This window comes from Hymenobacter perfusus (assembly GCF_003944765.1).
In the GTDB taxonomy this organism is placed as follows: domain Bacteria; phylum Bacteroidota; class Bacteroidia; order Cytophagales; family Hymenobacteraceae; genus Hymenobacter; species Hymenobacter perfusus.
Genome location: NZ_RWIU01000002.1, coordinates 581,720 through 595,533, shown reverse-complemented (window position 1 = coordinate 595,533; position 13,814 = coordinate 581,720). Strand labels below are relative to the sequence as shown.

Genomic DNA, 13,814 nt, shown 5'->3' with positions numbered 1-13,814 from the left:
AGACGCGAATACGCGTCTCTACATCGTTCAGAAAACCGCTGTAACCGGATGTTCAAAAGTATTCGGCCGCAATGAAATGATACGGAAAGGTCACTCCTCAAAACCCAGACAACGCAAAAGAGCCACTTCAAATGAAGTGGCTCTTTTGCGTTGGTAAGATCAGATTGAAATCTGCGAAATCAATCCAATCTGCACCATCTGTGATTTAGCTATCGTCGCGCTTGCCTTTGTAGCCGCCGCCGTAGCTGCTGCCACCCTCGCGGCGGTTACCACCGCCGTAGGAGCCACCGCCACGGTTGCCGCCGTAGCTGCTGCCGCCTTCCCGACGCTCACCGCCGCCGTAGCTGCTACCCTCGCGGCGGTTACCACCGCCGTAGGAGCCACCGCCGCGGTTGCCGCCGTAGCTGCCGCCGCCTTCCCGACGCTCGCCACCGCCGAACCCACCCGGGCCCCGACGAGGACGCTCGCTGCCGCCGCCGAAGCCGCCGCGGTTACCGCCTTCCTGCTGCGCATCGCCTTCCTGGCGGGGCGTAGCAATGTTGAAGGCCACCGGACGACCCTGGATGGAGCTGCGGCCGAGCTGGCTCACCACTTCTTCCACGAACTCATTCGGTACTTCCACGAAGCTGAACTTGTCGTAGAGGGCAATATCACCGACTTTGCTGGCCGTGAGGCTGGTGTTTTCGGCAATCAGGTCCACGATGTCGCGGGGGTGCAGACGGTCCTTCTTGCCCATCGTCACGAACAGACGGGTGAAGCCGGCACGGGCAGCGCCCTGGGTACGGCTGGCGTCCAGGCTTTCCTGAGCGCGCTTGTCTTCCTTCATCGTCATCTTCAGCAAAGCGGCAGCCACGTCCAAGGACGTAACGGCTTCTTCTTGCTCCTGGTCGATGAGGCGCTGCACGCGGGCAATGTACTTGTCGAGGTTGCCCTTCACAATCACCTCCTTAATGGAGTTGAGCATGAGCGTGGTTTTCACCTCCGACACATCTTCGAAGGACGGCACGCGCTCCTGCTTGATGGTGGCTTTGGTGAAGCGCATGATGTCGCGCAGCTTGTAGATGTCGCGGCCGCTCACGAAAGTGAAGGCTTTGCCCTGCTTGCCGGCGCGGCCGGTACGGCCGATGCGGTGCACATAGTATTCCTCGTCGGCGGGCAGGTCGTAGTTTACCACCACTTCCACGTTGTCCACGTCGATGCCGCGGGCGGCTACGTCGGTAGCTACCAGGATTTCGAGGGTGCCTTTGCGGAATTTATCCAGCGTGTTCTGACGCTGCTGCTGGCCCATGTCGCCGTGCAGGCCTTCGGCGAAGTAGCCTTTGGCTTGCAGGTCGCCCACAATCTCGTCAACCATGCGCTTCGTGTTGGCGAAGACGATGCCCGACTTGATGTTGTACATGTCGATGAGGCGGGTCAGTACGTCTTTTTTCTGCGGACCGCGCACCTCGAAGTAGCTCTGCTCGATGTTGGTAACCGTCATTTCCTGATGGTTTACCTTCACGATCTGCGGATCCTTCTGGTAGCGCTTGGTCATCTCCATGATCGGCTTGCTCATGGTCGCCGAGAAGAATACCGTCTGGCGGTCTTCGGGCATTTTCTTGAGCACCGTCTCGATGTCGTCGCGGAAGCCCATGTCGAGCATTTCGTCGGCCTCATCGAGGATGATCATTTTGCAATGCTCCAGCTTGAGCGTACCACGCTCAATGTGGTCCATTACGCGGCCGGGCGTACCGATTACGATCTGCACGCCGCGCTCCAGGGCGCGGAACTGCCGGTCGTAGGAAGAGCCACCGTAGATTGGCACCACGGCCAAACCACGCTTGTACTTGCCCAGTTTCTGGATTTCGCCCGAAACCTGCACCGCCAGCTCGCGGGTGGGGCAGAGTACAAGGCACTGCACCTCACGCGAGTCGGTATCGACACGCTCAATGGCGGGAATGGAGAAGGCGGCGGTTTTGCCGGTGCCGGTCTGGGCCTGGCCGATTACATCGCGGCCCTGGAGCAATACCGGAATACCGGCGGCCTGGATGGGGGATGCTTCTTCGTAGCCAACTTCGGTGATGGCACGCTGCATTTCTTCAGAGAGGGTCAGCTCGCTGAACTTGGTCTTAACGGTTTCGTTTTCCATGTCAGTGTTGATGGAGTGGAGTGAATAGCTCTGAAAACAGCGGATTCAGCGACGCTCTTCTCTCCCACTCAACACAACGACAAGTGACGGAAGCAACGGACGGAAGACAAAGCCGGCCCAACAAGTTTCTTTAAAGGCAGCTCACAAGCTGCGCGGAACGTGGCCGTTCTCAAATGCGGCTGCAAAGGTAGGGAGAATAATCGATGATTGCACGTTGAACTTACAAGAACGTCATTCCTCGCCCCGCTCGGAATGACGTTCTTGTAAGTTCAATGACGTTCTTATAAGTCGTTCAGCGGCCCCTGAACGCAAAAAAAGCAGGCTCTTGAGGAGCCTGCTTTTCTGAGCTATCCGGAAAGGATATTGGACTAAGCCAGTTTCACCTTTACGGCGTTCGGGCCTTTTTTGCCCTGAGCAATTTCGAATTCAACCTTGTCTTTGTCGCGAATCTCGTCGATGCACTCGGTTACGTGAACGAACACGTCCTCGCCGGTTTCGTCAACTTTGATAAAGCCGAAACCTTTGGTTTCGTTGAAGAATTTTACAGTTCCTGTCTGCATGGTACTGGTGATGATGGATGATTTTTATCTTAAAAAAGGAAGAGTCCGGAACTGCTTTCTTCCTTGCGGAAGAGCTTAACAGAACAGCGGAACCGCGTTTTCTTAAGGTGCTCAAAGATACAGGTATATTTTAGATATGGAATAGCACTACGAGCTAAATGCAGTAACCAAGCAATATTCCCACTTCTTCTCTCCCCAGCGCCTACCCTCGCCCGTATCTTTGCGCTACTATGGAAACTCCTGCTGCCCCCACCTTTCGCTTCGCCCATTACCTCACTGTGCAGCCCACCGACATCGACGAGCTACACCACGTGAACAACGTGCGCTACGTGCAGTGGGTGCAGGACACGGCCGCCGCCCACTGGCACGCCGCCGCCCCGCCTGAGGCCCAGGCCCACTACGTGTGGGTGGTACGCGAGCATCATATCCGGTACCTGCACCCGGCCCTGCTGGGCGAGGAATTGCGCTGCACTACCTGGATTGGCGAGGTGCGCGGGGCCCAGAGCCAGCGGTTCGTGCGCATCGAGCGTGCCCCCGATGGCCAGCTGCTCTGCGAAGCCGAAACCCAGTGGGTGCTGCTCGACCCGCAAACCAAGCGCCCGGTCCGCGTGACGCCGGAGATGGTGGAGCGGTTGCAGGAGCCGGTGTAGGGGGAATTACATTGGACTCTCGTATAATAAGTCAATCGTTTCCAAAGAATAGGTTTTGGCAATCATGGCCGCAGTAGCTCTATCCGTCCCAATTATCATCACGTTACAATCTTCTATATTAACCAAGCACCAACTCCTGTCTTCCGGGAAAAGATACAAGGTGGCATCGAAGAAAGATTGTGTCATGAATCCCAAAAAATCTTCTGCATTTACCTCATATAAAACTTCATCAGTTGTAGGAAGAATTTCATGAATTTCTGCCCATCGCCAGTAATCTTCAATATAGAGAGACAAGTCGTTACCAGTAGCCAGTGCATTTAACAATGCCTTTAGTGAGTTAGCGGTCCGCGTCCAATCTATTGCAAATCCGCGCTTGCCCCAGTCCAATCTGCTCAGTAGCGTAACGTCAAATGGCAATTTGAATTGATTTGCTAGCTCACGGAAAACTGTTGGTTTATAGTCTGGAGTGCGATGAGCATCATGAATTCCATATTCACCCCAGATAGCAGCGTTCTGATTGGTCTGAGCGATTGAGTTGTCCTTTAAACTGATTTGGTCAAACGGAAATCCTTCAATCAGCCCGATGGCAGGCAGCAGAGCAATATAAGCTTCAAAAACATCTGGAAGCGCGTTGGCTACTCGGAATAATCCCCCCTTAATCACAGGCTGTTCCCCAATTTCAAGCCAGTTTATAGCCGTTAAATCTGCTTTATATTTCATCACGCTAATAGCGGGATAAACTAGACCTTTTGCAATAACCCGTCCCCCCAATGCCCGCCACCTTCCGCATTTACTCCTCCTCCGCCGGGTCCGGCAAAACGTACCAGCTCACCAAGGAATACCTGAAGCTGGCGCTGGCCACCGAGGAGGCGGGGTACTTCAAGAGCATTCTGGCCATTACGTTTACCAACGACGCGGCCGGGGAAATGAAGGAGCGGATTCTGGGGGCGCTGCGGCAGTTTGCCCGCCTGCCCGCCGGTGCCACCGACGCGTTGCTCACCGAAATTGCCGACGAGCTGGCCCAGGAAGGCCCCTTGGCCCACCTGACCACGCCCGAGGAGCGGCAGCGGGTACTGCGGGAGCGGGCCACGGCCACGTTCCGGCTGGCCCTCTACCACTACGCCGATTTTGCGGTGAGCACCATCGACTCGTTTGTGCAGCGCATCGTGACGGCGTTTACCCGCGAGTTGGGGCTGCCGGCTACGTTTGAGGTGGAGCTGGACAGCGCCACCGTGCTGCAGAATGCCGTGGCGCTGCTGCTGGACCGCGTGAACCGCGACCCGAACGCGGCCCTGCTCTCCCGCACCATTTCCGATTTCGCCCTCAACAAAGCTGAGGAAGGCCGCAGCTGGAACAATCTGCCCGATGAGCTGGTGCAGTTCGGGCAGTTTCTGCTCAGCGAGCCGGTCCACGAGGCCGTGGAGCAGCTGCAGCAGCTCAGCATGCAGGACTACCGCCGCCTGCACGAGACCCTGCGGCTGCGCAAGCAGGAAATTGAGGACTTAGTGCGCCAGCCGGCCGCCGTGGCTTTGGAAACGCTGGCGGCGCACGGCCTGGAGGCCGAGCACCTGGCCGGGGGCGGCAACGGCGTGTACGGCCACTTCAGCAACTGGGCGCGCTGGCTGGAGGTGCCCGCCGCCGGGGCCAGCTTCCCCACCTCCACCGCCCTGAAGCCGGTGGAATCGGGCGACTGGAGCAGCGCCAAGTCCAAGAAAGGCCCTTTGCGCGAGGCCGTGGATGCCGCCGCGCCCCTGCTGACGCAGGCCTTCGGGCAGCTGCAAACCCTGCGCGCCGCTTTGCTGCCCGATTATCTGCTGGTGACGGGCATGCTGCCCTACGTGTTTCAGGTGAGCCTGCTGAGTGAGCTGAGTAAGTCGGTGGACCAGCTGAGCCGCGACCGGGGCGTGGTGCTCATTGCCGAGTTCAACCGGCGCATTGCCCAGATTGTGCTGCGCGAGCCGGTGCCGTTTCTGTACGAGCGGCTGGGCGACCGGTACCGCCATCTGCTCATCGATGAGTTTCAGGACACCTCCGTGCTCCAGTGGAATAACCTGCTGCCGCTGGTGGAAAACGCCTTGGGCGACGGACAGCTGAGCCTGGCCGTGGGCGACGCCAAGCAGGCCATCTACCGCTGGCGCGGGGGCGAGATGGAGCAGATTCTGCGCCTGTACCAGCGCCAGACCAGCCACCTCTACAACCGCCTCGCCGACCCCGACCTGCGCGAGCTGCTGGCCGGCCGCTACCTCACCCTCGACCAGGCCCTGGAACCCCGCAACCTGAACATCAACTACCGCTCCGGCCAGGGCATCATCAACTTCAACAACCAGTTTTTCAGCCAGGTTAGTCAGTCGCACGCCGCCCTACCGCTGGTGCAGGCCATTTACGACGCCGATTTCGTGCAGCAGACCCCTACTGCCACGGGCAAGGGAACCGCCGGGGCGCACGTCGAACTTCTTTTCACTGCGGATGACGCCCCGGCCTGCCGCTATGATGCGGCCCTAGGCACATTCACGACCGAGCCGCTGCCCGGCTACCTGCCCGGTCAGACGCTGGACTATGACGAAAGCACCCTCTACCTGACGCTGCAACTGGTGGAACGGGCCGTGGCCGACGGGTTCCGGCTCCAGGATATTGCCGTGCTCTGCCGCCGCCGCGACCAAAGCCGGCGCACCGCCAAATTCCTGAAGGAGCGCGGCTACGACATTATATCGGCCGATTCGTTGTCGCTGGAGTTTGCGGAGGTGGTGAACCTGCTGGTGGCGTTGTTCCGGGTGCTCAACCAGCCCGCCGATACGCTGGCCCGCGCCGAAGCCCTGCTGCTGGTAGACCGGGTGGTGCGGGGGCAGCTGCCCACCCCCGACCGCGCCCGCCGCTGGGCCGAGCTGGCGAACCAGCCCTCGGCCGAACCGTTTTTCGACGAGCTGCGGGCATTGGGCTACGACGTGCAGGAGCGTGAAACTGGCAACCTGGGCCTGTACGAGCTAACGGAACGCCTGATCGGGCTGTTTGGGCTGCTGGACCGGGTGGCAGAGCGCGAGTACCTGTTCCGCTTTCTGGACCTGACGCTGGAGTACAGCCTGCGTTTCGGCAACAACCTCAACAACTTCCTGGCTTATTGGGACCAGAAGAAAAGCGCGCTCAGCATCAACGCCCCGGCCGGCCGCAACGCCATCATCATCACCACCGTGCACAAGGCCAAGGGCCTGGCCTACGGTGTGGTGCTGGTGCCCTTTGCCGACTGGTCGTTGCGCCCCCACCTGGGCACGCTGCTGTGGGGCCGCCTGCCCGAGCCCACCGACCGGCCGGTGGCCGAGATGCCCGGCATTGCTGTGCTGCCCCAGCGGGAGGCACTGCTATACACGCCGCTGGCCCAGCAGTACACCCAGGAGCTGGAAAAGACGTTTCTGGAGGGCCTGAACATGCTGTACGTAGCCTTCACCCGCCCCCGGCACCGCCTCTACGTCATCAGCCGGCAGCCTAAGCCCACCAGGGCCGGCAAAGACGGCGAGGAAGCCCCCGTTTCCGATAAGCCCGCCACCACCGTGGCCGAGCTGCTGCACCGCTACCTGCTCAGTACCCAGCAATGGCAACCGGAGCAAATGGCGTATGTACTGAGCAGTGAGCAATCAGCAATGAGCAGCGCTGAGGCCGCCAGCAGCCAACAACTAGCAACCAACAACCAACAACCAACAACGCTGACGCTGACAAACCTCATTAGCACGCCCTGGGAGCAGCGCCTGCGGTTGAAGCAGCACGCCAACACCGTGTTTGACTTTGATGAGCAGCAGGAGCAGCGCGAGTGGAACCGCCGCCTGCATTACGCCCTGCGCCGGGTAAAACAGGCCAGCGAGGTGGAACGCGTGGTGGCCCAGCTGGCCGCCGAGGGCATCATCAGCAGCCGGGAGAAGCCGGAGCTGCTACGCCGCCTGCACGAGGTAACCGAACACCCGCAATTAGCCGCTTACTTCGGACCCGATGTGGTGGCCGAGGCGGAGCGGGAGATTCTAGTGGGCGGCACCCGCAAGCAGGACTATAAGCCCGACCGCATCGTATTTGAGGCCGCGCCCGGCGCCTCTCGCCCCAGCGTGGTGCTGCTCGATTTCAAACTCCCGCCCGCCGAAGCCCGCCACCGCCAGCCGCTGCAGCAGTACGCGGGCCTGTTCCGGCAGCTAGGGTTTGGCCAGGTGCGCTGCGTGCTCTACTACTTCACCACCCAGGAAGTGCAGCAGTGGGACGCGTAGACGGCGAGCAGCAGGCGGCAGGTGCTCCTTACTCCGTCAGGATAAGAGGGCGAAACATTCCCTGCCCTGCTACCAGGAAATGCCACATCTTGCGAGGGTAACGGCCCTTATCCGAATTCGGAGGCACGGAATCACGCAGGGCCACGGTAGCATTGGCCGCCGTCGGCTCGTTGCGTAGCATTCCGGTGGTTTTGTAGTACACCGTATCGTCGGTCAGGCGGGTTACTTCCATGAGCGCGTAGCCAGTGGTACCGGCAGTACCCCGCATTTTGTAGCGGGCTCCCAGCGTAACGCCGGCGTCATCGTCCTGCATGGTGGTGGCACTGGCGGCCTTCTCAGCCGACCCGCGCTTCCGGTCCGGTCCAAACTGAGCCAGGAGAAAAACCGCCACCATCCCCGCCATTAGCAGCAGCGGCAGGGCAAAATTGGAGAAAGCCATGGGAGCATTCTGCTGCACCGTCTGCACGGGTAGCCGGTAGGTTTCGGGCAGCGGCTCCTTGGATGTCAGGGTTTGCTTGCAATGATTGCAGACGGTCACACTGATTTTCCCGAAGGGAAAAACGGGAATCCAGAACAGGCTCGCATAGCGCGAAAAAACCGTGACGCTTAGTTGTCCCTGGGTGCCGCAGTGCGCGCACGCCAGCGTGGGCAATGGAGCCGAGAGCAGGCGCGAAGTGCCCGTACCATAAATAAAGATCATGAACCGGTTGAATACGTGACGAATATTGCTTCCCTGTAAAATGGGCGAGACGGGCCAAAGAACGGAATATTTCCGAAACGGCCGGGTGGCAAACCCGTAACTTTGCAGCTCCTCCCTGATACTACTCTATGACTGCCACCTCTCCTCCCCGGAAAGCTGCACTGGGCTTTATCTTCTTCACCCTGCTGCTGGACGTCACGGGCATTGGCATCATCATTCCGGTGATTCCCACCCTGATCCGGCACCTGACCGGCGGCACCGTCAGCGACGCGGCCCGAGTGGGCGGCTGGCTGATTTTTGCCTTTGCCATCATGCAGTTCCTGTTTTCGCCGGTTATGGGCAACCTCTCCGACCGGTTCGGGCGGCGGCCGGTGCTGCTGTTGTCGCTGCTGGGCTTCACCCTCGATTACGTGCTGCTGGCCTTCGCGCCCACCATCGGCTGGCTGTTTGTGGGCCGGTTGATTGCGGGCGTGATGGGAGCCAGCTTCACCACGGCCTCCGCCTATATTGCCGATATCAGCACGCCCGAAACCCGGGCCCAGAACTTCGGTATGATTGGGGCGGCCTTCGGGCTGGGCTTCATCATCGGGCCGCTGCTGGGTAGCCAATTGGTGAATTTCGGGCCGAAGGTGCCGTTTCTGGCCGCCGCCGGGCTCACCCTGCTCAACCTGCTCTACGGCTTCTTCGTGCTGCCTGAGTCGCTGCCCGCGGAGCGCCGCCGGCCCTTCGACTGGCGGCGGGCCAACCCGCTGGGCTCCCTCCGAATGCTGCAGCGCTACCCCGTCATTACCGGGCTGGTATCGTCGCTGATTTGTATTTACATAGCCGCCCACGCCACCCAAACGAACTGGACGTACTACGTCATCGAGAAATTCAAATGGGATAACAACCAGGTAGGATACTCCTTGGCGGCTATTGGGCTGCTGGTGGCCATTGTGCAGGGCATGTTGATTCGGCGCATCAACCCGGCCCTGGGCCCAAAACGCTCGGTATTTGTGGGCATGCTGCTGTACGCGGTGGGGTTTCTGCTGTTTGCCTTCGCCACCAAAGGCTGGATGATGTACGTGTTTCTGGTGCCGTACTGCCTGGCGGGCATCTCGGGGCCGGCCTTGCAGGGCATTATCTCGGGCCAGGTGCCGGGCAACGAGCAGGGTGAGCTACAGGGCGCCCTCACCAGCCTGATGAGCCTCACCTCCATCGTTGGGCCGCCTTTGATGACCAACCTGTTTTCCTACTTCACCGGCCCTAAGGCCCCGGTATATTTTCCCGGCGCGCCCTTTATCCTGGGCACCGTGCTCATTCTCATCAGCCTGCTGCTGGCCGTGCGGACGTTGGCTACTTATGTGGCCCCAGCCGCCGGACCGGCCGAGGTAGAGCCGGCAGTAGTGGGGCATTAGGGGCTCTCAATGGCTATTGCTTGTAAGTTCTGATATCAGCCGGTCCGTTGTACATTGAAAGTCGTACCGGTCATGCAATGGTTCGGATAGCAGCCATGGCTGCCCACATACCGGACAAGGCCGCTGCTGGTCTTTCGCCAGAGAAAGCGCCCGGTAGTTATATAAGTAGTAGTATACCGGCACTCCGGTTACAGCTTCAAGTTCGGCAGCCAGCCCCCTTCCTTCTTTTGACAAGGCAGAATGAATATCGGATAACTGCCGGGTGGCCCACCGCTCCCCTACCGTGCAGTTCATCTGCAAACTGTCACACGACTGATAATTGGTTTCCCAGCTCAGCAGCGAGTAAAAAGAGGTTTCTCCCCCGCATCGCAGACGATATAGCGGAACGCTACCGTTACAGCCACCGCACCGTACTGGTGAAAGCAGCGTAACGTAGTCGGTGTGGAGCAGATAAAACGGGGTGGTAGGGCACTGGCAGACGTTAGCTAGCGGCTCGGGACCAGTTGCTCCCATGCACTGAATATGCACTGCCTGGCCGGTAAGCTCCTGTAAGCGGTCAAGCTGCCGGTTCACATAGTCGTTGTTATAGCAGGTCGCCAACGAATCGACTTCGAGCGTGTAGGGTAACGCTACTATCCGGCCGCTAGCTGTGTACTGAGTTTCTACTTTCCCCTGCTTCTGCCCACTTTGCCGATACAGGCCCAGCAACAAATCCATCTCCTGATAGACATCGTCCGGGTCAGCTCCGTGGATGTTGAGTGAAACTTCCTGAATAAACATAATCTGCTGTTTGTTATCTACCCTATACACCGCCCAGTACCACATACAAGCGGATTCTGCACCCAAGGTAACGTACCTTTAGTTATTCGATTCTGCTTCCTACCCTATGCTAACCGCCCCTACCGCTGCCCCCACCCCGCTTTCCCCCGCCCTACTGCCTCTACCCGATGCCACGCCCTTTCTGCGGCGCATGGCCCGGGAGCTGGTGGCGCAGTACGGGCCTACCGGTGAGCTGGCCGACCTGGTGGTGGTGGTGCCTACGCGCCGGGCGGTGGTGTACCTGCAGAACGAGTTGAGCCTGGCCGCCGAGGCCGGGCAGGCCCTCTGGAGCCCCCGCATTGCGGCCATGGAAGACTACATGGTGGAGCTGGCCGGCGTGCAGGTGGAGGAACCCATTGCGTTGCAGCTGCTACTGTTCGAAATCATGCGCGAAATTGACCCCCGGCTGGAATTCGACCAGTTCGTGGGGTGGTCGGCGCTGCTGTTGCAGGACTTCTCCAGCCTCGATCAGAACCTGGCCTCGCCCCGCAAGGTATTCGAGTACCTGAGTCAGGCCAAAGCGCTGGAACGCTGGAACCTGGGCGACGATTTCACGCCCCAGAGCACCACCACGGCCTACTTCCGCTTCTGGGACGACCTGGAAAAAGTGTATTACCGCCTCCAGCGGCGCATGAAGCAGGACCGCCTGGCCTACCCCGGCCTAGCCTACCGCCTGGCCCAGCGCCGGGTACGCGAGCGGCTGGAAGCCGGCGAAACGCTGCCCCACCATGTGTTCATCGGGCTGGGCTTTTTGTCGAAGGCGGAGGAGCGACTGGTACGGCGGCTGCGCAAGGCGGGCCGGGCCGAGGTATACTTCGATGGCGACGCGTTTTACCTGGAGTTCGGCTCGCCCAACCGCGCCGGCCAGCACCTGCGCCAGTACCAGGACCGCCTGGATCTGCCCTGGGAAAACTTTGGGGGGCCGGCCGAGCTGCTGCGCCAGCTGCCACGCACGGTGCGGCTGGTGGGCGTGGCCAACGCCTCCATGCAGGGCAAAGTAGCCGGTCAGCTCCTGGCCGAGTCCCGCCGCCGTAACCCGCGCGCCACCGTGGCCGTGGTGCTGCCCGATGAAACCCTGCTGCTGCCCGTGCTCCACGGCCTGCCCCCGCAGGAGGTGCCCGAGTACAACGTGACCATGGGCCTCAATTTCCAGAGTACGCCTTTGTTCAACCTCGTGGATCTGCTGTTTGAGGTGCACCTGACCGGCGTGCGCGAGGGTTCCCCGGAAACCGGCTACGGCGTGCCACGCTACCACCACCTGGCCGTGAGCAAGCTGCTTCAGCACCCGTTTTTGCGCCGCTACCAGCTCTGGCTGGATAAGCAGCCGGAAACGAAGCAGCCGGGCCTGCTCGATACCGTGTGCCGCGCCATCATCAAGCGTCACGCGGTGCTGCTCACGGCCGAGGAGCTGCTGGAGCTGGGCCAGGGCCACGAACTGCTACGCACCCTGTTTGCCACCTGGGACAACTGCGACGACATCATTCAGGCCTGCTACTCGCTCATTGAGCTGCTCAAAAAGGCCTACCAGGATCAGCATTCCGCCATTGAGGCCGAGTACCTGTACCTGTTCTTCACCCTGGTCAAGCGGCTCGATTCGGTGTTTGACTGCCGGGAGCAGCGGCTGTCGGTGCGCTCGTTCCGGCGGTTTCTCTACGAGCAGATGAAGAACACCCGCCTGCCCTTCAGCGGGGAGCCCATTGCCGACGTGCAGGTGATGGGCCTGCTGGAAACCCGCGCCCTCGACTTCGACCACGTCATTATCCTGAGCTGCAACGAGAACGTGCTGCCGGCCCCCAAGCGCCACAGCTCGCTGTTCCCCTACGATGTGCTGACCACCTTCGGCCTGCCCACCTACGCCGACCACGAGGCCGCCACTGCCCACCAGTTCTGGCGGCTGCTCCAGCGCGCCCAGCAGGTAGATCTGCTGCACATTCTGCCCGGGGCCGAGGGCACCCGCACCGGCGAACGGAGCCGCTTCCTGCTTCAGATTGAGCACGACCTGGCCGTGCAGAACCCCGCCCTGGAGCTGCTGGATCTGACGGTGACCTCCGAAGCAGTAATCGACCCGAACACGGCCGAACCGGAAGCCCTGACCGTACCGGATGATTTTTATCCGAACCCGGGTGAAAAAGACAGGACGTCGGGTGAAAATCATCCGGGCTCGGGTAAAAAAGACGCGACGTCGAATGAAAATCATCCGAGCCCGGGTAAAAAAGACGCGACGTCGGATGATTTATACCCGAGCCCGAGTAAAAATCACCCGACGTCGGGTATAAATCATCCGGCCCCGAGTGAAAACTACCCGGCCACCAGTACCCCAAAGCTCTCCACCGATCTGACGCTGGAAAAGGATGCGGGCATGCTGCTGGCGCTCCGGGAGCTGCTCACCAAAGGCCTGTCGCCCACGGGCCTGAACCAGTACCTGGGCTGCTCTTTGCAGTTTTACTTACAGCGGATTGCCCGGTTCCGCGAAACCGAGGAAGTAGAGGAAGCCCTGGGGCCGGATGGTTTCGGGACGGTAGTCCACGAGGCCCTGGAGGAACTGCTGACGCCCTTTGTGCAGCAGAACAACCCGCAGGCCCCACCCCTGACCGCCGCCGACATTCCCAGCCTTGTGCAGCTGGCCCCCGTACTGGTGGCCAAAGCCCTGCGCAAGGAAGAAACCGACCGCCACGCCCGTGCCGATGAGGGCCTCAACCACGTGCTGGGCCAGGTGGCCGGGCAGCTGGTGCGTCGCTACCTCGAAAGCCTGCCGGACCAGCCCGACGCCCTGCCGCTCCGCATTCAGAGCCTGGAAGAAGGTCTGCAGGCCACCGTGTACGTGGCCCTGCCCGACGGCGAGAAGCTACCCGTGAGTCTGGTGGGCTTTGCCGACCGCGTAGACCAGCTCCCCGACGGCCGCCTGCGGGTGGTGGACTACAAAACCGGCCTGGTGGAAAAATCCCACCTGCAGCTGCTGAAGCGCGGCGAAACGCCCGCCCAGGCCGTGGAGCGCCTGCTCACCGACGCCACGCCCGCCGCCGACAAGGTGCGCCAGCTCTGGCTCTACCGCTTTTTGCTGGCCCAGCAGGGCCGGCCCGCCGCCGACGCCGCCATCATTTCCCTGCGCAACCTCGGAGCCGGCCCCATGTCGGCCGATATGGGCTTTCTGACCGCCGAGGGCCAGGATTTCCTCCAGCACAGCGAGCAGTTGCTGGGCCAGCTGGTGCGCCGCATCCTCGACCCCGCCGAGCCCATCCGCAAAACCGACGACCTGGACAAGTGCCAGTATTGCCCGTACCGGGGAATCTGCGCGCGGTAATGGGCTATCTTATCGCCC

Annotated in this window: 9 protein-coding genes; 4 read left to right on the top strand and 5 right to left on the bottom strand. The window is 60.7% G+C overall.

Features of this window, described 5'->3' with window-relative positions; all coding sequences use genetic code 11:
• Nucleotides 1–205: 205 nt before the first annotated feature.
• Together EI293_RS08665 and EI293_RS08660 are read right to left on the bottom strand one after the other, a co-directional pair.
• Nucleotides 206–2,128: a DEAD/DEAH box helicase gene (locus EI293_RS08665; protein ID WP_125436731.1), complete on the bottom strand. Its 1,923-nt coding sequence runs from the start codon at nucleotides 2,126–2,128 to the stop codon at nucleotides 206–208.
• 368 nt (nucleotides 2,129–2,496) lie between these two features.
• Nucleotides 2,497–2,688 (bottom strand): cold-shock protein, encoded by a 192-nt coding sequence (locus tag EI293_RS08660; RefSeq protein WP_044002346.1) that lies wholly within the window; start codon nucleotides 2,686–2,688, stop codon nucleotides 2,497–2,499.
• 230 nt (nucleotides 2,689–2,918) lie between these two features.
• Between EI293_RS08660 and EI293_RS08655 the strand changes: the two genes are divergently transcribed.
• Nucleotides 2,919–3,338: an acyl-CoA thioesterase gene (locus tag EI293_RS08655; RefSeq protein ID WP_125436730.1), complete on the top strand. Its 420-nt coding sequence runs from the start codon at nucleotides 2,919–2,921 to the stop codon at nucleotides 3,336–3,338.
• Between the two features lie 6 nt (nucleotides 3,339–3,344).
• Here the strand turns inward: EI293_RS08655 and EI293_RS08650 are convergent, their stop codons facing one another.
• A complete protein-coding gene (locus tag EI293_RS08650; RefSeq protein WP_125436729.1) occupies nucleotides 3,345–4,061 on the bottom strand; it encodes a hypothetical protein in 717 nt (238 codons plus the stop codon).
• A 47-nt stretch (nucleotides 4,062–4,108) separates the two neighbouring features.
• On the opposite strand from EI293_RS08650, the gene EI293_RS08645 reads away from it, so the two are divergent.
• Nucleotides 4,109–7,579, top strand: a complete 3,471-nt coding sequence (locus EI293_RS08645) for a UvrD-helicase domain-containing protein (protein ID WP_125436728.1) — start codon at nucleotides 4,109–4,111, stop codon at nucleotides 7,577–7,579.
• Between the two features lie 28 nt (nucleotides 7,580–7,607).
• Here the strand turns inward: EI293_RS08645 and EI293_RS08640 are convergent, their stop codons facing one another.
• Nucleotides 7,608–8,279 (bottom strand): zinc ribbon domain-containing protein, encoded by a 672-nt coding sequence (locus EI293_RS08640; protein ID WP_125436727.1) that lies wholly within the window; start codon nucleotides 8,277–8,279, stop codon nucleotides 7,608–7,610.
• Nucleotides 8,280–8,407: 128 nt separating this feature from the next.
• Here EI293_RS08640 and EI293_RS08635 point away from each other — a divergent pair, with 128 nt between their 5' ends.
• A complete protein-coding gene (locus tag EI293_RS08635; RefSeq protein WP_125436726.1) occupies nucleotides 8,408–9,676 on the top strand; it encodes a TCR/Tet family MFS transporter in 1,269 nt (422 codons plus the stop codon).
• Nucleotides 9,677–9,682: 6 nt separating this feature from the next.
• Here the strand turns inward: EI293_RS08635 and EI293_RS08630 are convergent, their stop codons facing one another.
• On the bottom strand, nucleotides 9,683–10,456 hold the full coding sequence (locus tag EI293_RS08630) for a DUF2310 family Zn-ribbon-containing protein (protein ID WP_170170312.1): 774 nt from the start codon (nucleotides 10,454–10,456) through the stop codon (nucleotides 9,683–9,685).
• Nucleotides 10,457–10,562: 106 nt separating this feature from the next.
• On the opposite strand from EI293_RS08630, the gene EI293_RS08625 reads away from it, so the two are divergent.
• Nucleotides 10,563–13,796, top strand: a complete 3,234-nt coding sequence (locus EI293_RS08625; RefSeq protein ID WP_125436724.1) for a PD-(D/E)XK nuclease family protein — start codon at nucleotides 10,563–10,565, stop codon at nucleotides 13,794–13,796.
• The last annotated feature ends 18 nt before the right edge of the window (nucleotides 13,797–13,814 follow it).

What these genes read in the sequence shown, in the direction of transcription:
- EI293_RS08665 (WP_125436731.1), bottom strand. Translation starts at nt 2,128, where the DNA reads ATGGAAAACGAAACCGTTAAGACCAAGTTCAGCGAGCTGACCCTCTCT.
- EI293_RS08660 (WP_044002346.1), bottom strand. Translation starts at nt 2,688, where the DNA reads ATGCAGACAGGAACTGTAAAATTCTTCAACGAAACCAAAGGTTTCGGC.
- EI293_RS08655 (WP_125436730.1), top strand. Translation starts at nt 2,919, where the DNA reads ATGGAAACTCCTGCTGCCCCCACCTTTCGCTTCGCCCATTACCTCACT.
- EI293_RS08645 (WP_125436728.1), top strand. Translation starts at nt 4,109, where the DNA reads ATGCCCGCCACCTTCCGCATTTACTCCTCCTCCGCCGGGTCCGGCAAA.
- EI293_RS08640 (WP_125436727.1), bottom strand. Translation starts at nt 8,279, where the DNA reads ATGATCTTTATTTATGGTACGGGCACTTCGCGCCTGCTCTCGGCTCCA.
- EI293_RS08635 (WP_125436726.1), top strand. Translation starts at nt 8,408, where the DNA reads ATGACTGCCACCTCTCCTCCCCGGAAAGCTGCACTGGGCTTTATCTTC.
- EI293_RS08630 (WP_170170312.1), bottom strand. Translation starts at nt 10,456, where the DNA reads ATGTTTATTCAGGAAGTTTCACTCAACATCCACGGAGCTGACCCGGAC.
- EI293_RS08625 (WP_125436724.1), top strand. Translation starts at nt 10,563, where the DNA reads ATGCTAACCGCCCCTACCGCTGCCCCCACCCCGCTTTCCCCCGCCCTA.